At 73.8% G+C, this 16,996-nt stretch carries 14 protein-coding genes; 9 read left to right on the top strand and 5 right to left on the bottom strand.

Annotated elements, in window-relative coordinates:
* The first annotated feature begins 164 nt into the window (after positions 1-164).
* A complete protein-coding gene (gene polA / locus IH80_RS0126540; protein ID WP_030963843.1) occupies positions 165-2,888 on the top strand; it encodes a DNA polymerase I in 2,724 nt (907 codons plus the stop codon).
* Between the two features lie 92 nt (positions 2,889-2,980).
* Here polA and IH80_RS0126535 read toward each other — a convergent pair whose 3' ends face one another.
* The gene (locus IH80_RS0126535; protein WP_030963841.1) at positions 2,981-3,841 is read right to left on the bottom strand and encodes a DUF4184 family protein; all 861 of its coding nucleotides are present in this window, start codon (positions 3,839-3,841) and stop codon (positions 2,981-2,983) included.
* 184 nt (positions 3,842-4,025) lie between these two features.
* Here IH80_RS0126535 and IH80_RS39720 point away from each other — a divergent pair, with 184 nt between their 5' ends.
* From IH80_RS39720 to IH80_RS0126520, 3 genes are all read left to right on the top strand, one after another.
* A complete protein-coding gene (locus IH80_RS39720; protein ID WP_078906759.1) occupies positions 4,026-5,342 on the top strand; it encodes a lytic transglycosylase domain-containing protein in 1,317 nt (438 codons plus the stop codon).
* 164 nt (positions 5,343-5,506) lie between these two features.
* Positions 5,507-5,647: an SPW_0924 family protein gene (locus IH80_RS44020; RefSeq protein ID WP_107056906.1), complete on the top strand. Its 141-nt coding sequence runs from the start codon at positions 5,507-5,509 to the stop codon at positions 5,645-5,647.
* A gap of 13 nt (positions 5,648-5,660) precedes the next feature.
* Positions 5,661-6,644: a DUF3068 domain-containing protein gene (locus tag IH80_RS0126520; RefSeq protein ID WP_030963839.1), complete on the top strand. Its 984-nt coding sequence runs from the start codon at positions 5,661-5,663 to the stop codon at positions 6,642-6,644.
* Here the strand turns inward: IH80_RS0126520 and IH80_RS0126515 are convergent.
* Together IH80_RS0126515 and IH80_RS0126510 are read right to left on the bottom strand one after the other, a co-directional pair.
* A complete protein-coding gene (locus tag IH80_RS0126515; RefSeq protein WP_030963837.1) occupies positions 6,631-9,333 on the bottom strand; it encodes an ATP-dependent RNA helicase in 2,703 nt (900 codons plus the stop codon). The genes IH80_RS0126520 and IH80_RS0126515 overlap by 14 nt on opposite strands.
* A gap of 4 nt (positions 9,334-9,337) precedes the next feature.
* Positions 9,338-10,186 carry a class I SAM-dependent methyltransferase gene (locus IH80_RS0126510; RefSeq protein ID WP_030963836.1) on the bottom strand — a complete coding sequence of 283 codons (849 nt, stop codon included), beginning with the start codon at positions 10,184-10,186 and terminating at the stop codon, positions 9,338-9,340.
* Positions 10,187-10,538: 352 nt separating this feature from the next.
* Between IH80_RS0126510 and rpsA the strand changes: the two genes are divergently transcribed.
* The 4 genes from rpsA (at position 10,539) to IH80_RS0126490 (ending at position 14,333) form a co-directional block, all read left to right on the top strand.
* On the top strand, positions 10,539-12,047 hold the full coding sequence (rpsA, locus tag IH80_RS0126505; RefSeq protein ID WP_030666059.1) for a 30S ribosomal protein S1: 1,509 nt from the start codon (positions 10,539-10,541) through the stop codon (positions 12,045-12,047).
* Between the two features lie 223 nt (positions 12,048-12,270).
* Positions 12,271-13,209, top strand: a complete 939-nt coding sequence (locus IH80_RS0126500) for a PAC2 family protein (RefSeq protein WP_030963835.1) — start codon at positions 12,271-12,273, stop codon at positions 13,207-13,209.
* Positions 13,210-13,268: 59 nt separating this feature from the next.
* Positions 13,269-13,880 carry a dephospho-CoA kinase gene (coaE, locus tag IH80_RS0126495; RefSeq protein WP_030963834.1) on the top strand — a complete coding sequence of 204 codons (612 nt, stop codon included), beginning with the start codon at positions 13,269-13,271 and terminating at the stop codon, positions 13,878-13,880.
* Between the two features lie 66 nt (positions 13,881-13,946).
* A complete protein-coding gene (locus IH80_RS0126490) occupies positions 13,947-14,333 on the top strand; it encodes a tetratricopeptide repeat protein (RefSeq protein WP_030963832.1) in 387 nt (128 codons plus the stop codon).
* 68 nt (positions 14,334-14,401) lie between these two features.
* On the opposite strand, the gene IH80_RS0126485 is transcribed toward IH80_RS0126490, so the two are convergent.
* Both IH80_RS0126485 and IH80_RS0126480 read right to left on the bottom strand, forming a co-directional pair.
* Positions 14,402-14,662: a DUF6343 family protein gene (locus IH80_RS0126485; protein ID WP_030963830.1), complete on the bottom strand. Its 261-nt coding sequence runs from the start codon at positions 14,660-14,662 to the stop codon at positions 14,402-14,404.
* A gap of 61 nt (positions 14,663-14,723) precedes the next feature.
* Positions 14,724-15,341, bottom strand: coding sequence for a hypothetical protein (locus tag IH80_RS0126480; RefSeq protein ID WP_030963829.1), 618 nt, complete (start codon positions 15,339-15,341; stop codon positions 14,724-14,726).
* A 172-nt stretch (positions 15,342-15,513) separates the two neighbouring features.
* Here IH80_RS0126480 and IH80_RS0126475 point away from each other — a divergent pair, with 172 nt between their 5' ends.
* Entirely contained in the window at positions 15,514-16,887 is a 1,374-nt protein-coding gene (locus IH80_RS0126475; protein ID WP_030963828.1) for a helix-turn-helix domain-containing protein, read from the top strand.
* Positions 16,888-16,996 lie beyond the last annotated feature (109 nt).

The raw sequence follows: 16,996 nt of genomic DNA, 5'->3' as shown, positions 1-16,996 counted from the left end.
GGGTGGCCGCGTGCTTCGATCCTTGCACGACCCACGGGGTTCGGGGGAGGGCGGGCCGGTGTTCGCGGCGCCCCGCCCGGTGCGCCGGGGGCGTCCGGTGGGGCGGATGCGCCGGGGGAGGCGACGGGCCGGAATTGTCGGTGGGGGCGCCTAGGATCGGGGACGTGGCAGATTCAGCATCGAAGAAGACGGACCAGACGACCGCAGCGGACCGCCCCCGCCTGATGCTCATGGACGGGCACTCCCTGGCGTACCGGGCGTTCTTCGCGCTGCCCGCGGAGAACTTCACGACCGCGACGGGGCAGCCGACCAACGCCATCTACGGCTTCGCGTCGATGCTGGCGAACACGCTGCGCGACGAGGCGCCCACGCATTTCGCGGTGGCGTTCGACGTGTCCCGCAAGACGTGGCGCTCGACGGAGTTCCCCGAGTACAAGGCGAACCGGTCCAAGACGCCCGACGAGTTCAAGGGGCAGGTCGAGCTGATCGGCGAGCTGCTCGACGCGATGAAGGTGCCGCGGTTCGCCGTCGACGGCTTCGAGGCCGACGACGTGATCGCGACGCTGGCGACGCAGGCGGAGGCCCTCGGTTTCGAGGTGCTGATCGTCACCGGCGACCGGGACTCCTTCCAGCTCGTGTCGGAGCACACGACCGTGCTCTACCCGACCAAGGGCGTCTCGGAGCTGACGCGCTTCACGCCGGAGAAGGTCGAGGAGAAGTACGGGCTCACCCCGCAGCAGTACCCGGACTTCGCGGCCCTGCGCGGCGACCCGTCCGACAACCTCCCGGGCATCCCGGGCGTCGGTGAGAAGACCGCCGCCAAGTGGATCACGCAGTTCGGGTCGTTCGCGGAGCTGGTGGAGCGCGCCGCGGAGGTCAAGGGCAAGGCCGGGCAGAACTTCCGGGACCACCTGGAGGCCGTCAAGCTCAACCGGGTCCTGACCGAGATGATCAAGGACGTGGAGCTGCCCAGGGGCGCCGCCGACCTGGGCCGCCTGCCCTACGACCGGGCCGCGGTGACCGGTGTGCTGGACGTGCTGGAGATCCGCAACCCGTCGCTGCGCGAGCGGCTGCTGGCCGTGGACCCGGGCGCGGCCGAGCAGGAGGCCGCCCCGGCGCCCGCGCCGGGCGTCGAGCTCGACGCGTCCGTACTGGGCACGGGCGAGCTGGCGCCGTGGCTGGAGAGCCACGCGGGCGGGCCGCTGGGTGTCGCGACCGTCGACAGCTGGGCCCTCGGCCAGGGCAGCGTCGCCGAGATCGCGCTGGCCGCCGCCGGGGGAGCCGCCGCGTGGTTCACGCCGGCCGAGCTGGACGAGAGTGACGAGCGGGCCTTCGCGGCCTGGGCGGCGGACGCGGCCCGTCCCAAGGTCGTGCACAACGCCAAGGGCCTGATGCGGGTCTTCCCCGAGCACGGCTGGAGCCTCGCCGGCGTCACCATGGACACCGCGCTCGCCGCCTACCTGGTCAAGCCGGGCCGGCGGTCCTTCGCGCTGGACGCCCTGTCCACGGAGTACCTGCACCGTGAGCTGGCCCCCGCCGCCGCGGACGGGCAGCTCGCCTTCGGCGCCGACGAGACGGCCGAGGCCGAGGCGCTGATGGCGCAGGCGCGCGCCGTCCTGGACCTGGGCGACGCCTTCTCCGGCAGGCTCACCGAGGTCGGCGCCGCCGAGCTGCTGCACGACATGGAGCTGCCGACCTCCGAGCTGCTCGCCCGGATGGAGCGCGCCGGCATCGCCGCCGACCGCGACCACCTGGAAGCCATGGAGCAGCAGTTCGCCGGCGCCGTGCAGCAGGCGGTCAAGGAGGCGCACGCGGCGGTCGGCCACGAGTTCAACCTGGGCTCGCCCAAGCAGCTCCAGGAGGTCTTCTTCGGTGAGCTGGACCTGCCGAAGACGAAGAAGACCAAGACCGGCTACACCACGGACGCCGACGCGCTGGCCTGGCTGGCCACGCAGACCGACCACGAACTGCCGGTGATCATGCTCCGTCACCGGGAGCAGGCCAAGCTGCGCGTCACCGTCGAGGGCCTGGTCAAGACCATCGCCGCCGACGGCCGGGTGCACACCAGCTTCAGCCAGACCGTCGCCGCGACCGGCCGGCTGTCCTCCACCGACCCGAACCTGCAGAACGTGCCGGTGCGCACCGACGAGGGGCGGGCCATCCGCCGCGGCTTCGTCGTCGGCGAGGGTTTCGAGTCGCTGATGACGGCCGACTACAGCCAGATCGAGCTGCGCGTGATGGCCCACCTCTCCGAGGACGAGGGCCTCATCGAGGCGTTCGCCTCCGGCGAGGACCTGCACACCACCGTCGCCTCCCAGGTGTTCGGGGTGGAGCGCGACCAGGTCGACGCAGAGATGCGCCGCAAGATCAAGGCCATGTCCTACGGTCTGGCCTACGGGCTGTCCGCCTTCGGCCTCTCGCAGCAGCTGGGCATCGAGCCCGCCGAGGCGCGCGGCCTGATGGAGACCTTCTTCGAGCGCTTCGGCGGGGTCCGCGACTACCTCCAGCGCGTGGTGGACGAGGCCCGGGCCACCGGATACACGGCGACGATCTTCGGCCGCCGCCGGTACCTGCCCGACCTCAACAGCGACAACCGTCAGCGCCGCGAGGCCGCCGAGCGGATGGCGCTCAACGCCCCGATCCAGGGCACCGCCGCCGACATCGTCAAGGTCGCGATGCTGCGCGTGGACAAGGCGATCACCGGGGCCGGCCTGCGCTCGCGCATGCTGCTCCAGGTCCACGACGAAATCGTGCTGGAGATCGCCCCCGGCGAGCGCGAGCAGGTGGAGGAGCTGGTGCGCCGCGAGATGGGCGCCGCCGTCGAGCTCCGCGCCCCGCTGGACGTGTCGGTGGGCGTCGGCTCCGACTGGGAGTCCGCCGCGCACTGATCCCGCGCGACGCGCGACGACGAGCGACGCGACGCGCGACGACGAGCGACGCGACGCGCGACGACGAGCGAGCAGCGCCCGTCCCCGTCCGCTCAGGCGGCGGGGACGGGCGTCCGCGTCTCCTCGTCCGAGCCCGTCCGGTCACGGTCGCGGCGCTGCCGCAGGCGTACGAGGACCCCGTAGACCAGCAGGGCCACGCACAGGCCGCCGCCCGCCCCGAAGCAGACGGTCGGGATGATGTCGAGGGGCGTACGGATCCGGTCGAAGAAGGTGAAGAAGCGGATCACGCGGAAGGTCACCCCGATCGCGACGCCCGCCGCGATCAGCGCCAGCGCACCGCAGTACTCCGCGCGGCCCAGCACCGGCACCGACGCGGGCGGCGGGGACGCCGGCAGGCGGCGCAGCGCGGTCGCCGTGAACCAGAGCAGCGCACCGGCCGCGAGCGCCGAAGTGCCGTACTGCAGGAAGGTGTACGGCGGGAAGCCGAAGGCGATGGGCTCGCCGAGCCAGGGCAGTGCGTTCGTGCCCCAGCGGTCCATGTGCGTGAAGCTGTCCCACAGCACGTGCGTGAGCGAACCGACGACCGCCGACACGTAGAACCAGCCGAGGAGCGCGGGCAGTCGACGGTGTACGCGCCATTCCTCGCCCCGCACGAAGGCGTGGACCCTGCCCCGCTGACGGTGCGGCAGGAGGGCGATGAGCGGCTCGCGCAGCAGCAGCCAGCACCCCACGAGGGCGGCGGTGAGCACCGCGTCCAGCGTGAGGATCCCGAGCAGTGAGTGCGTGACGCTCCCGTACGCCATGAAGCCCTCGACGACCGCGTCGGTGAAGTAGAAGGTGTCGGGTGCGAAGGAGCCGAGGACCATCGCGGAGGCGACGAGGGGACCCCGTGCACGCCCCGTCCGGCGGATGGCCGGGAGTACGGCGGCCGCATGGCTGAGAGTGAACGGCATGGCACCTCTTCTGTGCGTTGCTGCGGTCGTTCCCTGCTTCGGGCCAATGCACCCGAAGCGTCCCGACAGTATGCGTGAGCTGCCTGTGGACGTGGGGATCCGGTGAATACCGGCCCGTGGTGCGTGCCCATTGCAGGGAGTTGACGTAGGGTCACGCGGACGTCGAGGGGAAGGGGTCCGGCTCATGTCGTCTCGAATATTCGGCCGCAGGCTGCGCAGGGGGGCGACGGCCGCGCTGGTCTGTGCGCTGACGGCCGCCGCGCTGACCGCTCCGCGGGGTCCGGCGGGCCCGGTGCCGGAAGCGGCGGTGGCGGCCGGCGGCAACGCGGACCGGCCGCTCCCGGCGGAGGAGAGCGGCGGCGACTCGGCCTACTTCACCGAACTGCCGCCGCTGGTGAGCCCGCAGCCTCCGGAGGTTCTGCTGCCGGACGGCCCGCCGCCGACGGCGGGCACGGCCACGGGCGCCGCACCGGAAGCGGCACCGGCGCCCGTCGTCACCGGGCCGCGGGAAGGGGCGCAGGGGATACCGGCGAGCGTGCTCGCGGCGTACACACGGGCGGAGAGGACCGTCGGGCAGAGCGACCCCGGATGCGGACTGCGCTGGCAACTCCTCGCGGCCATCGGCAAGGTGGAGTCCGGGCAGGCGCGCGGCGGCCAGGTGGACGCGGGCGGCACCACCCTGCGGCCGATCCTCGGTCCGGTGCTCGACGGCAACGGCTTCGCGAACATCGCGGACACCGACGGCGGCGCGTACGACGGCGACACGAGGTACGACCGGGCGGTCGGGCCGATGCAGTTCATCCCCTCCACGTGGGCGGCCTGGGGCCAGGACGCGGACGGCGACGGGCGCCGCAACCCGAACAACGTGCACGACGCGGCCCTCGCGGCCGCCCGCTACCTGTGCGCGGGCAGCAGGGACCTTCGGGTGGAGGCGGACCTGGACCGTGCAGTGCTGTCCTACAACCACTCCACGGAGTACCTGCGGACGGTGCGGTCCTGGTTCACGTACTACCTGAAGGGCACGCACGAGGTCCCGGACAGCGGCGGTACGACGGCACCCGCGCCCACGGTCCCGTCGCCGAAGCCCACCCCCAAGCCGGACCCGAAGCCGAGCCCGACGCCCACGCCGAGCCCGACGCCGACCCCGGACCCGAAGCCCTCGCCGACCCCGGACCCGAAGCCGACGCCCACGCCCACCCCGAAGCCGGACCCGACGCCCTCGCCGACCCCGGACCCGAAGCCGACACCGACTCCGGATCCGACGCCGACGCCGAGCCCGACGCCGACCCCGGACCCGAAGCCCTCACCGACGCCCACCCCGACCCCGGACCCGACGCCGACGCCGACGCCGACCCTCACCCCGAGCCCGACCGTGACCCCGTCGCCGCGGCCCACTCCGACCGCGACGGCCACCCGGACCGCGGCGCCCACGGTCACTCCGAAGCCCGCCCGCACGCCCGCGCCGTCGGGCACCCCGGGCGCGGGAACCGGCGGCCGCTGACCGGCCCCGCCGCACCGTCCGCCCGGGCGCCGGCCTGCCCGGGCGGGCCGCTCCGACGCGTCCGCCCGCGGGCCGCGAAGCCGTCGCCCTGACGGTTCTCATCTCGACCCCGCGTTGCTACGGTGCCCCATCTCTGACGCCTCATCAGATTTCGGAGCCCCGGCATGCGCGCATTCGTCGCCGCCGTCGTCGGCCTCGCGGCCGCGCTGGCCCTCGTGTTCGCCGTCACGGCGTTCGGGGTGCCCGAAGGCGAGACCTCACCCAAGCCCCTGCTCACCACTGCGCCCCCCGCGCCCGGAAAGTAGAGGAGGGCCGGCCGTGCGACGCAGAGCGAGCCTTGTCCTGCTGGCCGTTGCCGTGTTCTGCGCAGCCCTCGCGCCACTGCTGCGCTGGTACGCGTACCCGCGACTCGCCAAGATCCCGCCGAACCAGTACCAGGAGATGGTCCTGGAGGCGAAGGACGCGACCCTCCTCGACTACGCCGGCGGCATGCAGCCCAAGAAGGTCGACAAGGTCACGATCGTCCAGACCCTCAAGGGCAACGTGGAGGCGTCCAGGGAGATCGAGACCAGCGCCGGCAAGGACGTCGTCGTCTGGGACACGCTGTCCTACATCATCGGGCCCGACGGCAAGATGGTCTCCCAGATCCCCGAGCGCTACATCTTCGACGCCCACACCCAGGACCCCGTGCACGCCACGGGCGAGATGGTCGACGGCGACGCCGTCAAACGCGAGGGCATCGAGTTCAAGTGGCCCTTCTTCACCGAACCGCGCGACTACCTCTACTTCGACGCCCAGACCCGCACCTCCTCGCCGATCCACTACGTCGGACCGCGCCGCTTCAAGGGCATGGACGTCTACTACTTCGAGCAGACCGTCCCCTGGACCAAGGTCGCCATGCCGAAGAAGATGCCCATCGAGGGCATCGACCCGGCGACGATCGAGGCGGCCACCGGCACCACCCTCTGGTACACCGCCAAGGTGCGCTTCTGGGTCGACCCCGTCACCGGGGCGCCCGTCAACGCCGAACAGGACATCCAGCAGGAGATGCGCGGCGGCATCGCCTCCGGCGGTCCCGACGGCAGGCTCACCGCCTTCGCCGGGCACGTCACCATGCGCGAGGACTACTCCGACCACACCGTCGACCTGGTCAAGGCGAACCGAGCGAAGATCCTCGCGCTGCACACCTACGCCCCGGCCGGCCTGGCCGCCGGCGGCCTCGCGCTGCTCGCGCTGGCGCTGCGGCTGGAGGCCCGCGGCCGTCGCGTACCGGACGAGGGCGAAGGGATCAGTCCCGCCTGAGCCGGGCATTGGTGTGGCGGGTGGGTTCGGCGGTGGCCGGGTTCTCCGGCCACGGGTGCTTGGGGTAGCGGCCGCGCAGCTCCGCCCGGACGGCCCGGTAGCCGCCCTGCCAGAACGAGGCCAGGTCCGCGGTGACGGCCGCGGGCCGCCCGGCCGGCGACAGCAGGTGCACCAGCACCGGTACCCCCGCCACCCGCGGGGTCTCGGCCAGCCCGAACAACTCCTGGAGCTTCACCGCGAGCACCGGCTGTTCGGAGGAGTAGTCGACGCGGATCCGGGAGCCGCTGGGGACCTCGATCCGCTCGGGCGCCAGCTCGTCCAGCCGGACCGCCTCGCCGGTGGCCCACGGCAGCAGCCGGTTCAGGGCCTGGCCGGCGTCGATCCGGGCGAGGTCAGCACGCCGCCGGGCCCGGGACAGCTCCGGCTCCAGCCAGTCGTCGGCCCGCGCCAGCAGTACGGCGTCGTCCGCCACGTCGGGCCAGGCGCCGCCGAGCGTCCGGTGCAGGAATCCCAGGCGGGCCCGCAGCGCCCCCGCGTCCGGGGACCAGCGCAGGAGACCCAGCCCCTCGGTGCGGAGCCCGTCGAGCAGGGCGGCCCGTACGAGCGCCGGGTCCGGGGTGCGCAGGGGACGTACGGCCAGCTCGACCGCCCCGAGCCGCCGGGCCGCGCGGGCGACCACGTCCCCGGCCTCCCAGCGCACCTCCTCGACATCGGTCCGCAGGTGCGCGGCGGCGGCCAGGGCGGTGTCCTCGTCGATGACCGCGGCCAGCCGGATCCGTGCGGAGGCGGAGTGCGGGGGCCGGTCGGCGACGGCGACGGCCAGCCAGGGCGCGTTGCGCAGGCCCGAGCCGTCGCCGAGCTCGGCCCCGGTGCCGGAGGCCATGAGGAAGGCCCCCGCCCCCTTGGCCCGGGCGACCCGCTCGGGGAAGGCCAGCGCGGCGACGAGCCCGGCGGCGGCATCGTCGGGGCTCCGCCCGAGCGGGCTGCGGGGTTCGGCCCCGGCCCCGGTCTCCGGCGCGCTCCCCGCAGTCACGCGCCCGGGCCCGACCGCGGCCTCGGAAATGCTTCCCGAAGCCCCGGACCCGGTCTCCGGCCCGACCCCCACAGACCCGGACCCGGTCTCCGGCGCGCTCCCCGCAGGCAGGACCCCGGCCCCGGCCCCGGCCCCGGGTGCGGCGGTGCTCCCCGCAGGGGCAGCGGCACGGGTCAGACGGGCCGCCTCCGCACGCCAGCGCGCCGCATAGCCGTCGCCGGCCGCGCGGACCGAGCGCCAGGCCGCGGCCAGATCGTCCCCGTACTCGCGCGGCGGCTCCTCGCTCAGCAGCGCCACCACCTCCGCCGCGCGGCGGGCGCCGAGCGCGGCGCTGCCGTCCAGCAGGGCCCGCGCCAGCCGCGGGTGCACCCCGAGCCGCGCCATCCGCAGCCCCCGCGGGCTCGGCCGGCCGGCCCCGTCCACCGCCCCGACGGCCACGAGCACCTCCCGTGCCGCGGCCATCGCCCCGGCCGGCGGCGCGTCCAGCAGCGCCAGCCCGGCCGCGTCCGGGTCCCCCCAGCAGGCCGCCTGCAGGGCGAACTGCGCCAGGTCGGCGATGCGGATCTCCGGCGCCGGGAACGCCGGCAGCCGGCCGTCCTCCGCCTCCGTCCAGCAGCGGTACACCACACCCGGCGCCTCGCGCCCGGCCCGGCCCGCCCGCTGGCGCCCGGCCGCGCGGGAGGCCCGTACGGTCGCCAGCGCACCCAGCCCGCGGGCATGGTCCACCCGCGGCTCGCGGGCCAGCCCCGAATCGACCACCACCCGCACCCCGGGGACGGTCAGGCTCGACTCCGCGACCGCCGTCGCGAGGATCACCCGGCGGTGGTCCGAAGCCGTCAGTGCCGCGTCCTGCACGGCCGCCGGGGCCCGGCCGTGGACCTGGAGCACCTCCGCGTCCACACCGCCCAGCTGCCCCGCCACCCGGGCGATCTCGCCGACGCCGGGCAGGAAGCACAGCACGTCACCGGAACGTTCCGCCAGCGCCCGCCGCACCACCGAGGCCACGTGCGCGAGCTGCGCCGGATCCACCCGCATCCCGTGCGGGGGCCGCACCGGGCGGGCCGGGGGCGCCCAGACGGTCTCCACCGGGTACGAGACCCCCGCCGCCTCCACCACCGGCGCACCGCCGAGCACCCGGGCCCAGCCGGCGGAGTCCGTCGTCGCCGAAGCCGCCACGAGCCGCAGCTCCGGGCGCAGGGTCTCCCGTACATCGAGGAGGAACGCCGCGACCGTGTCGGCGTCCAGGTGCCGCTCGTGGCACTCGTCCAGGACGACCACGTCGACGCCGGACAGCTCCTGGTCGCGCTGGAGCCGCTGGAGCAGCACCCCGGTGGTCACCACCTCCACCACCGTGCCGGGCCCGGCCACCCGTTCGCCGCGGACCGTGAAGCCGACCGAACCGCCGGTCCGCTCGCCGAGCAGCCAGGCCATCCGGCGCGCCGCCGCCCGGGCGGCGATCCGCCGCGGCTCGGCCACGACCACCCGGCGCCGCGGGCCGCCGCCCACCAGGCCCGCGAGGACCAGCGGGACCAGCGTCGTCTTGCCGGTGCCGGGCGGCGCGCACAGCACCGCGGCGCCGTGCGCGTCGAGCGCGGAAACGAGCCGGGGCAGGGCCTCGCGGACGGGGAGGGCGTCGAGGGCGGCCTGGCGGATCAAGGGGTCAGGCCCTCTCGCAGACGAAGATCGCGGTGCCGGGGATCAGGTTGCCGCGCAGCGGGGACCAGCCACCCCACTCCTGGCCGTTCCACTCGGGCCACTCGGGCTCGACGAGGTCGAGCAGGCGGAAGCCGCCCGCGACCACGTCGCGGACCCGGTCGCCGACGGTGCGGTGGTGCTCGACGTACACGGCGCGCCCCTGCTCGTCCTGCTCGACGTACGGGGTCCGGTCGAAGTAGGAGGCGGAGACGGTCAGGCCCTCGGGACCGGGCTCGTCGGGGAAGGCCCAGCGGACGGGGTGGGTCACGGAGAAGACCCAGCGGCCGCCGGGGCGCAGGACGCGGTGCACCTCGCGCATGACGTTCACCGGGTCGGCGACGAAGGGGACGGCGCCGTAGGCGGAGCAGGCCAGGTCGAAGGAGCCGTCGCGGAAGGGGAGCCGGCCGGCGTCGGCCTCGACCAGCGGAATGCCGTCGCCGATGCGCAGGGCGTGCTGGAGCTGGCGGTGGGAGAGGTCCAGGGCCACGGGCCGGGCGCCCTGGGCGGCCAGCCAGCGGGAGCACTGGGCGGCGCCGGCGCCGATCTCCAGCACGTCCTTGTCCTTCAGGGAGGCGGCGGGGCCGAGGAGGGCCGCGTCCGCCTCGTCGAGGCCCTCGGGGCCCCAGACGAAGCGGTCGTCGCCGAGGAAGGCGCCGTGCTCGCTCTGGTACTCGTCGGCGTTGCGGTCCCACCAGCCCCGGCTCGCCCGGCTGCTCTCCGCTTCCCCGGCGTCACGGCGTGTGGCCTCGGCGTCGTCCGCGGAGCCCGGATCGGCCGGGTACGCGTCTTCGGGGGCGTCGTCCTCTTGGTTCATGGGGCCCGTCGTCGTAGTCTGCGAGTGTCTTGGGATGTGGCAGGAACCGCCATCAGGGCGCTCCTGCCCATGAATTGTGCCGGTTGTGCGGTGATCCGCCCGGGGTGTGGGCCTTCGCGCATTGACCCTGTCCGGCCGCCCCCGTATGCTACAAGTTGCGCTGCGAGCCTGTGCTCCTCAGACCTAGCAGGCTGCGCTTGCATCTGTTGATGTCCCCTCGGTTTTCGAGGCCTCCCCGCTTCTGCGGATCAGGGGCTTCCTTGGCTGTCCGGCTTCTTCGGCAGATGCCGATAAGGGCTCCCGGCGTAGCAGTACCTACGACTTTCTGTCCGTAACCGGAGCCCTTTCCCACATGACGAGCAGCACCGAGACCACCTCTACCACTCCGCAGGTAGCGGTCAACGACATCGGTAACGAGGAAGCCTTCCTCGCCGCGATCGACGAGACGATCAAGTACTTCAACGACGGCGACATCGTCGACGGCGTCATCGTGAAGGTCGACCGGGACGAGGTCCTGCTCGACATCGGTTACAAGACGGAAGGCGTGATCCCGAGCCGCGAGCTCTCGATCAAGCACGACGTCGACCCGAACGAGGTCGTCAAGGTCGGCGACGAGATCGAGGCCCTGGTTCTCCAGAAGGAGGACAAGGAAGGCCGTCTGATCCTGTCCAAGAAGCGCGCTCAGTACGAGCGTGCCTGGGGCACGATCGAGAAGATCAAGGAAGAAGACGGCATCGTCACCGGTACCGTCATCGAGGTCGTCAAGGGTGGTCTCATCCTCGACATCGGCCTCCGCGGCTTCCTCCCGGCCTCCCTGGTCGAGATGCGCCGTGTCCGCGACCTCCAGCCCTACGTGGGCAAGGAGCTCGAGGCGAAGATCATCGAGCTGGACAAGAACCGCAACAACGTGGTCCTGTCCCGCCGCGCCTGGCTGGAGCAGACCCAGTCCGAGGTCCGCCAGACGTTCCTCACCACCCTGCAGAAGGGTCAGGTCCGCTCCGGCGTCGTGTCCTCGATCGTCAACTTCGGTGCCTTCGTGGACCTGGGTGGCGTCGACGGTCTGGTCCACGTCTCCGAGCTGTCCTGGAAGCACATCGACCACCCGTCCGAGGTTGTCGAGGTCGGCCAGGAAGTCACCGTCGAGGTCCTCGACGTCGACATGGACCGCGAGCGTGTCTCCCTGTCGCTGAAGGCGACGCAGGAGGACCCGTGGCAGCAGTTCGCCCGTACGCACCAGATCGGTCAGGTCGTCCCGGGTAAGGTCACCAAGCTGGTTCCGTTCGGTGCGTTCGTCCGCGTGGACGAGGGCATCGAGGGTCTGGTCCACATCTCCGAGCTGGCCGAGCGCCACGTGGAGATCCCGGAGCAGGTCGTCCAGGTCAACGACGAGATCTTCGTCAAGGTCATCGACATCGACCTCGAGCGTCGCCGGATCTCGCTGTCCCTGAAGCAGGCCAACGAGTCCTTCGGTGCCGACCCGGCGTCGGTCGAGTTCGACCCGACCCTGTACGGCATGGCCGCGTCCTACGACGACCAGGGCAACTACATCTACCCCGAGGGCTTCGACCCCGAGACCAACGACTGGCTCGAGGGCTACGAGAAGCAGCGCGAGGCCTGGGAGACCCAGTACGCCGAGGCGCAGGCTCGCTTCGAGCAGCACCAGGCTCAGGTCATCAAGAGCCGCGAGGCCGACGAGGCCGCTGCTGCCGAGGGCGCTGCCGCCCCGGCCGCCGGTGGCAACGCCGGTGCGGGCATCTCGGGTGGTTCCTACTCCTCGGAGTCGGACGAGACCTCCGGCGCCCTGGCGTCGGACGAGGCCCTGGCCGCGCTCCGCGAGAAGCTGGCCGGCGGCCAGAGCTGATCGCAGCGCGCATCGCACTCCGGTGTGAGCAGAGCTGATCGAGTACGACGGTGAGGCCCGTCCCCTTCGGGGGGCGGGCCTCTCCGCGTTCCCGGCGGGATGCCGAAGCTGTCATCGATTGATCCATTGGTCCGTTGCGTTCCTGTGAATGCGGCCAACTGGGGAATGGTGCCGCCGCCTTGGACGTTCTTGGCAGGGAACGAGACGAGGAGGAGTGGTGGCGGTGCTTGATCCACAGGGCTTGTACGAATGGGATGCCAGGGGTCTGGCGGTGGCGGACCTGGCGGTCGCCCAGGACTCGGCCGGGCTGGTCATGCTGTACCACTTCGAGGGGTACATCGACGCGGGAGAGGCCGGTGAGCAGATCGTCGAGCGCCTCCTGGACACCCTCCCCCACCAGGTGGTCGCCCGCTTCGACGCGGACCGCCTCGTGGACTACCGGGCGCGGCGGCCGCTGCTGACCTTCCAGCGCGACCACTGGGCCGAGTTCGAGGAGCCGCGGCTGGAGGTCCGGCTGGTCCAGGACGCCACCGGAGCGCCCTTCCTGCTGCTGTCCGGCCCGGAGCCGGACGTGGAGTGGGAGCGCTTCGCCGTCGCCGTCCGGCAGATCGTCGAGCGCCTCGGGGTCCGGCTCTCGGTCAACTTCCACGGCATCCCGATGGGCGTCCCGCACACCCGGCCCGTCGGCATCACACCGCACGGCAACCGGACCGACCTCATGCCGGGCCACCGCAGCCCCTTCGACGAGGCCCAGGTGCCCGGCAGCGCGGAGTCCCTGGTGGAGTTCCGCCTGTCCCAGGCCGGGCACGACGTCCTCGGTGTCGCCGCGCACGTGCCGCACTACGTGGCGCGCTCCCCGTACCCGGACGCCGCGCTGACGGTGCTGGAGGCGATCACGGCGGCGACCGGCCTGGTGCTGCCGGCCGTGGCGCACGCGCTGCGGACCGAGGCGCACCGCACGCAGACGGAGATCGACCGGCAGATCCGCGAGGGCGACGAGGAGCTGGTCAGCCTCGTGCAGGGGCTGGAGCACCAGTACGACGCGGCCGCCGGTGCCGAGACCCGGGGCAACATGATCGCCGAGCCGGCAGAGCTCCCGTCGGCGGACGAGATCGGCCGCGAGTTCGAGCGCTTCCTGGCGGAGCGGGAGGGCGAGGGCTGACCCCCGTCCCCCGGGCCCGGCCCCGCACGGGTGTACGTACACCCCCTAAGCTGCGGGGCATGCTGAAAGTGGGCCTGACGGGCGGAATCGGTGCCGGCAAGAGCGAGGTCTCGCGACTGCTGGCGGGGTACGGAGCGATCGTCGTCGACGCCGATCGGATCGCACGGGAGGTCGTCGAACCCGGTACGCCGGGCCTCGCGGCCGTCGTGGCGGCCTTCGGGGAAGAGGTGCTGACCCCCGAGGGCACGCTGGACCGGCCGAAACTGGGCTCGATCGTCTTCGCCGACCAGGACAAGCTCCGGACCCTCAACGAGATCGTGCACCCACTGGTCGGCGCCCGGTCCGCCGAGCTGGAGGCCGCCGCGGGCCCCGACGCCATCGTCGTGCACGACGTACCGCTGCTCACCGAGAACGGCCTCGCCCCCCTCTACGACCTGGTGGTCGTGGTGGACGCGGCGCCGTCCACGCAGCTCGCCCGGCTGACCGCGCTGCGCGCCATGGCCGAGGAGGAGGCCCGGGCCCGGATGGCCGCGCAGGCCACGCGTGAGCAGCGGCTGGCGGTGGCCACCCTCGTGATCGACAACGACGGGCCGCTGGAGGCGCTGGAGCCGCAGGTACGCACGGTGTGGGAAGAGCTCACCGCGCGGGCGGCGGGCGGCGGCACCGCCTGACGTGTGCATGGAATAGCGGGTGGGGCGGGGGCGTTGAAGGCGCCGGTAGAGGGAAGGATCCATACCGTGTCCGAGACCGCACGCCCCACGCCGTCCAGCCCGGAAACCCACGTCATCGACTTCCGGGCGGCCGAGCAGCTGCTCGCCGCACGCGACCCGCGCGGTGCGGTCAAGCTGCTCGACTCGGTCGTGGCCGCCCATCCGGAGAACACCGCGGCCCGGCTGCTGCGCGCCCGGGCCTTCTTCGCCGCCGCGCAACTGCGGCCTGCGGAGCTGGAGTTCGAGCTGGTGCTGGAGCGGGAGCCGGACAACGCCTTCGCCCACTTCGCGCTGGCCCGCACGCACGAGCGCGCGGGACGGCCCGAGCAGGCCCGCAAGCACTTCCGGCTGGCCGCGGCCCTCGACCCGCAGCCGGAGTACCTGGCTGCGGCCCGCTTCGAGGACCAGGCCTGACCGCTCCGCGGCGTCCGTCCGCGCGGTCGTTCCAGGTCTGTTCTCCGTGGCGCTCGGCCGCCTGCCGCTCACCGGCTGTCGGGCGGCTCGTACGGGGGGATGTCCCGGCCGGGCTGGTAGTGCGGGCCCTGGCGGATGTGGCGCACGATCATGAACAGGTCCACGCACACCACGACCGCCAGCGCACCGCACGCGGCCGCCCATCCGGCACGGCCCGCCAGCGAGAAGGCGGCCGTCCCGGCGGCGGCCCAGACCAGCCCCCACACGCCCAGCCAGAACCGCAGCCGCAGCGGACTGCGTGCTGTCACCGGCTCGTTCCCGGAACGCATGGCCATCGCCTCTCGCTGTCCATGGTCCCACTCGGCCGGGCGCCCGGGCCCGGGCCCGCGGTCACGGGTGGAGCTTGTTCACGGCCTTCGTCGTCGTCTTCTTGAAGGCGACGACCGGGGCCTGGGACAGGTCGCCCATCTGTCCCCACTTCACGACGGTCACGGTGGAGCCGTCGCGCCCGATCCCGTACAGGTGCACGCCCGGCTCCGACTCCGGGACCGAGGTGTGGACCCCGTAGACGTGCGCACCCTCCTCGACGGGGAGGGTGCCGTAGTCCTGCCAGGAGGCCGTGCCGCCCGGGGTCGTGCGCAGCCAGTCGGCGGCGCAGGCGGCGACCCTGCGCTCCAGCGTGCCGACGAGCTTGGCGGCCGCGGCGGGCGAGGCGGACCGTACGGAGACCTGCACGGCGCCCGTGTCGAACTCGGTGCCGAACGTGCGGTGCCAGCTGCCCCCTGCCGGGAGCGCGCCGTCCAGGCAGAACGGCGCCGTCTCGGGCAGCCCCGCGGTGATCTCGCCGGCGTACCAGGCGGACGCCGGGTGCGGCGGCAGGTCGGTGCCGTTCAGGAAGCCGGGCGCGGTGGCGGCCGCGGCGGAGGTCGAGGCGGTCAGGGCGAGGGTGGCGGCCGCCGCGACCAGCGCGGTCGCGAGCGTGGCGGCGGTGTCGGTACGTCGGAACATGTCGGTTCTCCCCGTGGATGCATCGGTGTGCCTGACGAGACTGTTCCCCGGCCGGGGGCGGGGGGCCACGCTTCGGGGCGAAATCGGGACACTGGAACGCCCGTACACGCTGTCACCTGGGGGAACACCTCAGGCGTGGAACGGAGCCACGGGACGGGGGACGGGGGACACCGTGAGTGAGGACGAGGATTTCGCGCGGCTGATGCGGGAGCTGAAGGAACGCGGCGGGCTGAGTTACGGCGCGCTGGCGCGCAGACTGCACACGAGTACGTCGACACTGCACCGCTACTGCAGCGGGGACGCGCTGCCCGTCGAGTTCGCCGTGGTGGACCGCTTCGCGCGGGCCTGCGGGGCCTCGGCGGCGGAGGCGGTGGACCTGCACCGCGCGTGGCTGCTGGCGGACGCCCGGCGGCGCGCGGGGGCGGCCGCGCCCCGGCCCGCACCGCTGCCGGCGCAGGAGCCGGTGCCGTCGGCCGCGCCGGTGCCGCTGCCGGTGCCGGCTGTCGCGGTGGAGCCGGAGCCCGCTGTCGCGGTGGGGCCCGTGGTGGTGGGTCCGGCCGCGGTGGGGCCCGTGGTGGTGGGTTCGGTCGCGGCGGCAGGGCCGGAGGCCCGCCCGTCCTGGTACCGGCGCAGGGCGGCCGTGGTCGCCGCCGCCGGGCTGGCGGCGGGGGCGGTGGCCGTCGCACTGCTGGCGGTGACCGGGCCGGACCCGGGCGCGCCCTCCGCCGGTCCGGGGGCCGGGGGCGGGGCCGGCACGCGGGGGCCTTCGGGATCCGCCTCCGCCGGGCAGACCCCGCCGGAGGCGGGAGCGGCTCCACCGGAGTCGGCGACGGGTCCCGCGACGGGTCCGCCATCGGCACCGGAGGGGGGACCGGCCACCGCGCCGGCTCCGTCCTCCGCCCCGCCGCCCGTCCCGGCCCCCGGCCGGGCACCGGCGGCGCCCCTGAAGGCAGCGGTGCGGTCGCACGTGTGGGCCGCGGGCTGCGATCACGCGTACCTGACCGAGCGGGGTCCCGGATCGGTGGCCCCGCCGCCCGTGGAGGCGGACGCGCCCGCCTGGGCGTCGGCGCAGCGCGCCGTGCACGCGGGGTCCCAGATCGTCGAGGTCACGCTGCACGGCACGGGTGGGGGAGCGGTCGTCCTGGAGGGCCTTGAGGTGCGGGTGGGCGCCCGCCGTACGCCGCCCGCCTGGAACGTCTACCAGATGTCCCAGGGCTGCGGCGGAGGTCTCACCCCGGCCGCCTTCGCCGTCAACCTGGACGCGCCGCGCCCGCTGGCCCGTCCCGTCGCCGGGAACGACGCGGGGGGCCGGCAGCCCGCCCCGGCCTTCCCGATGCGGGTCTCGGCGGCCGAGCCGGTCGTCCTGCGGGTGGAGGCCGCCACCACGGGCTGCGACTGCGACTGGTCCCTCGACCTGCGGTGGACCTCGCCGGCCGGCGCGGGCACCCTGCGCATCGACGACGGGGGACGCCCGCTGCGCACGAGCGCCGCCACCGGGCGGCCGGTCTACGGGTACGCGCCGGAGCAGGGCCGCTGGGCCCGCTGAAACAGCAGGTCAGGGGCATTGTCGGTGGGCGCACCTAAACTCGTGGCGAAGGGACCGGCAGGTCCGCCGAGGACTGTGAGCACTTCGTGAGGCAGAGGGAGGGGGCACC

This window comes from Streptomyces sp. NRRL S-378 (assembly GCF_000720645.1).
Taxonomy (GTDB): Bacteria; Actinomycetota; Actinomycetes; order Streptomycetales; family Streptomycetaceae; genus Streptomyces.
This window is presented reverse-complemented; position numbering and strand designations above follow the sequence as displayed.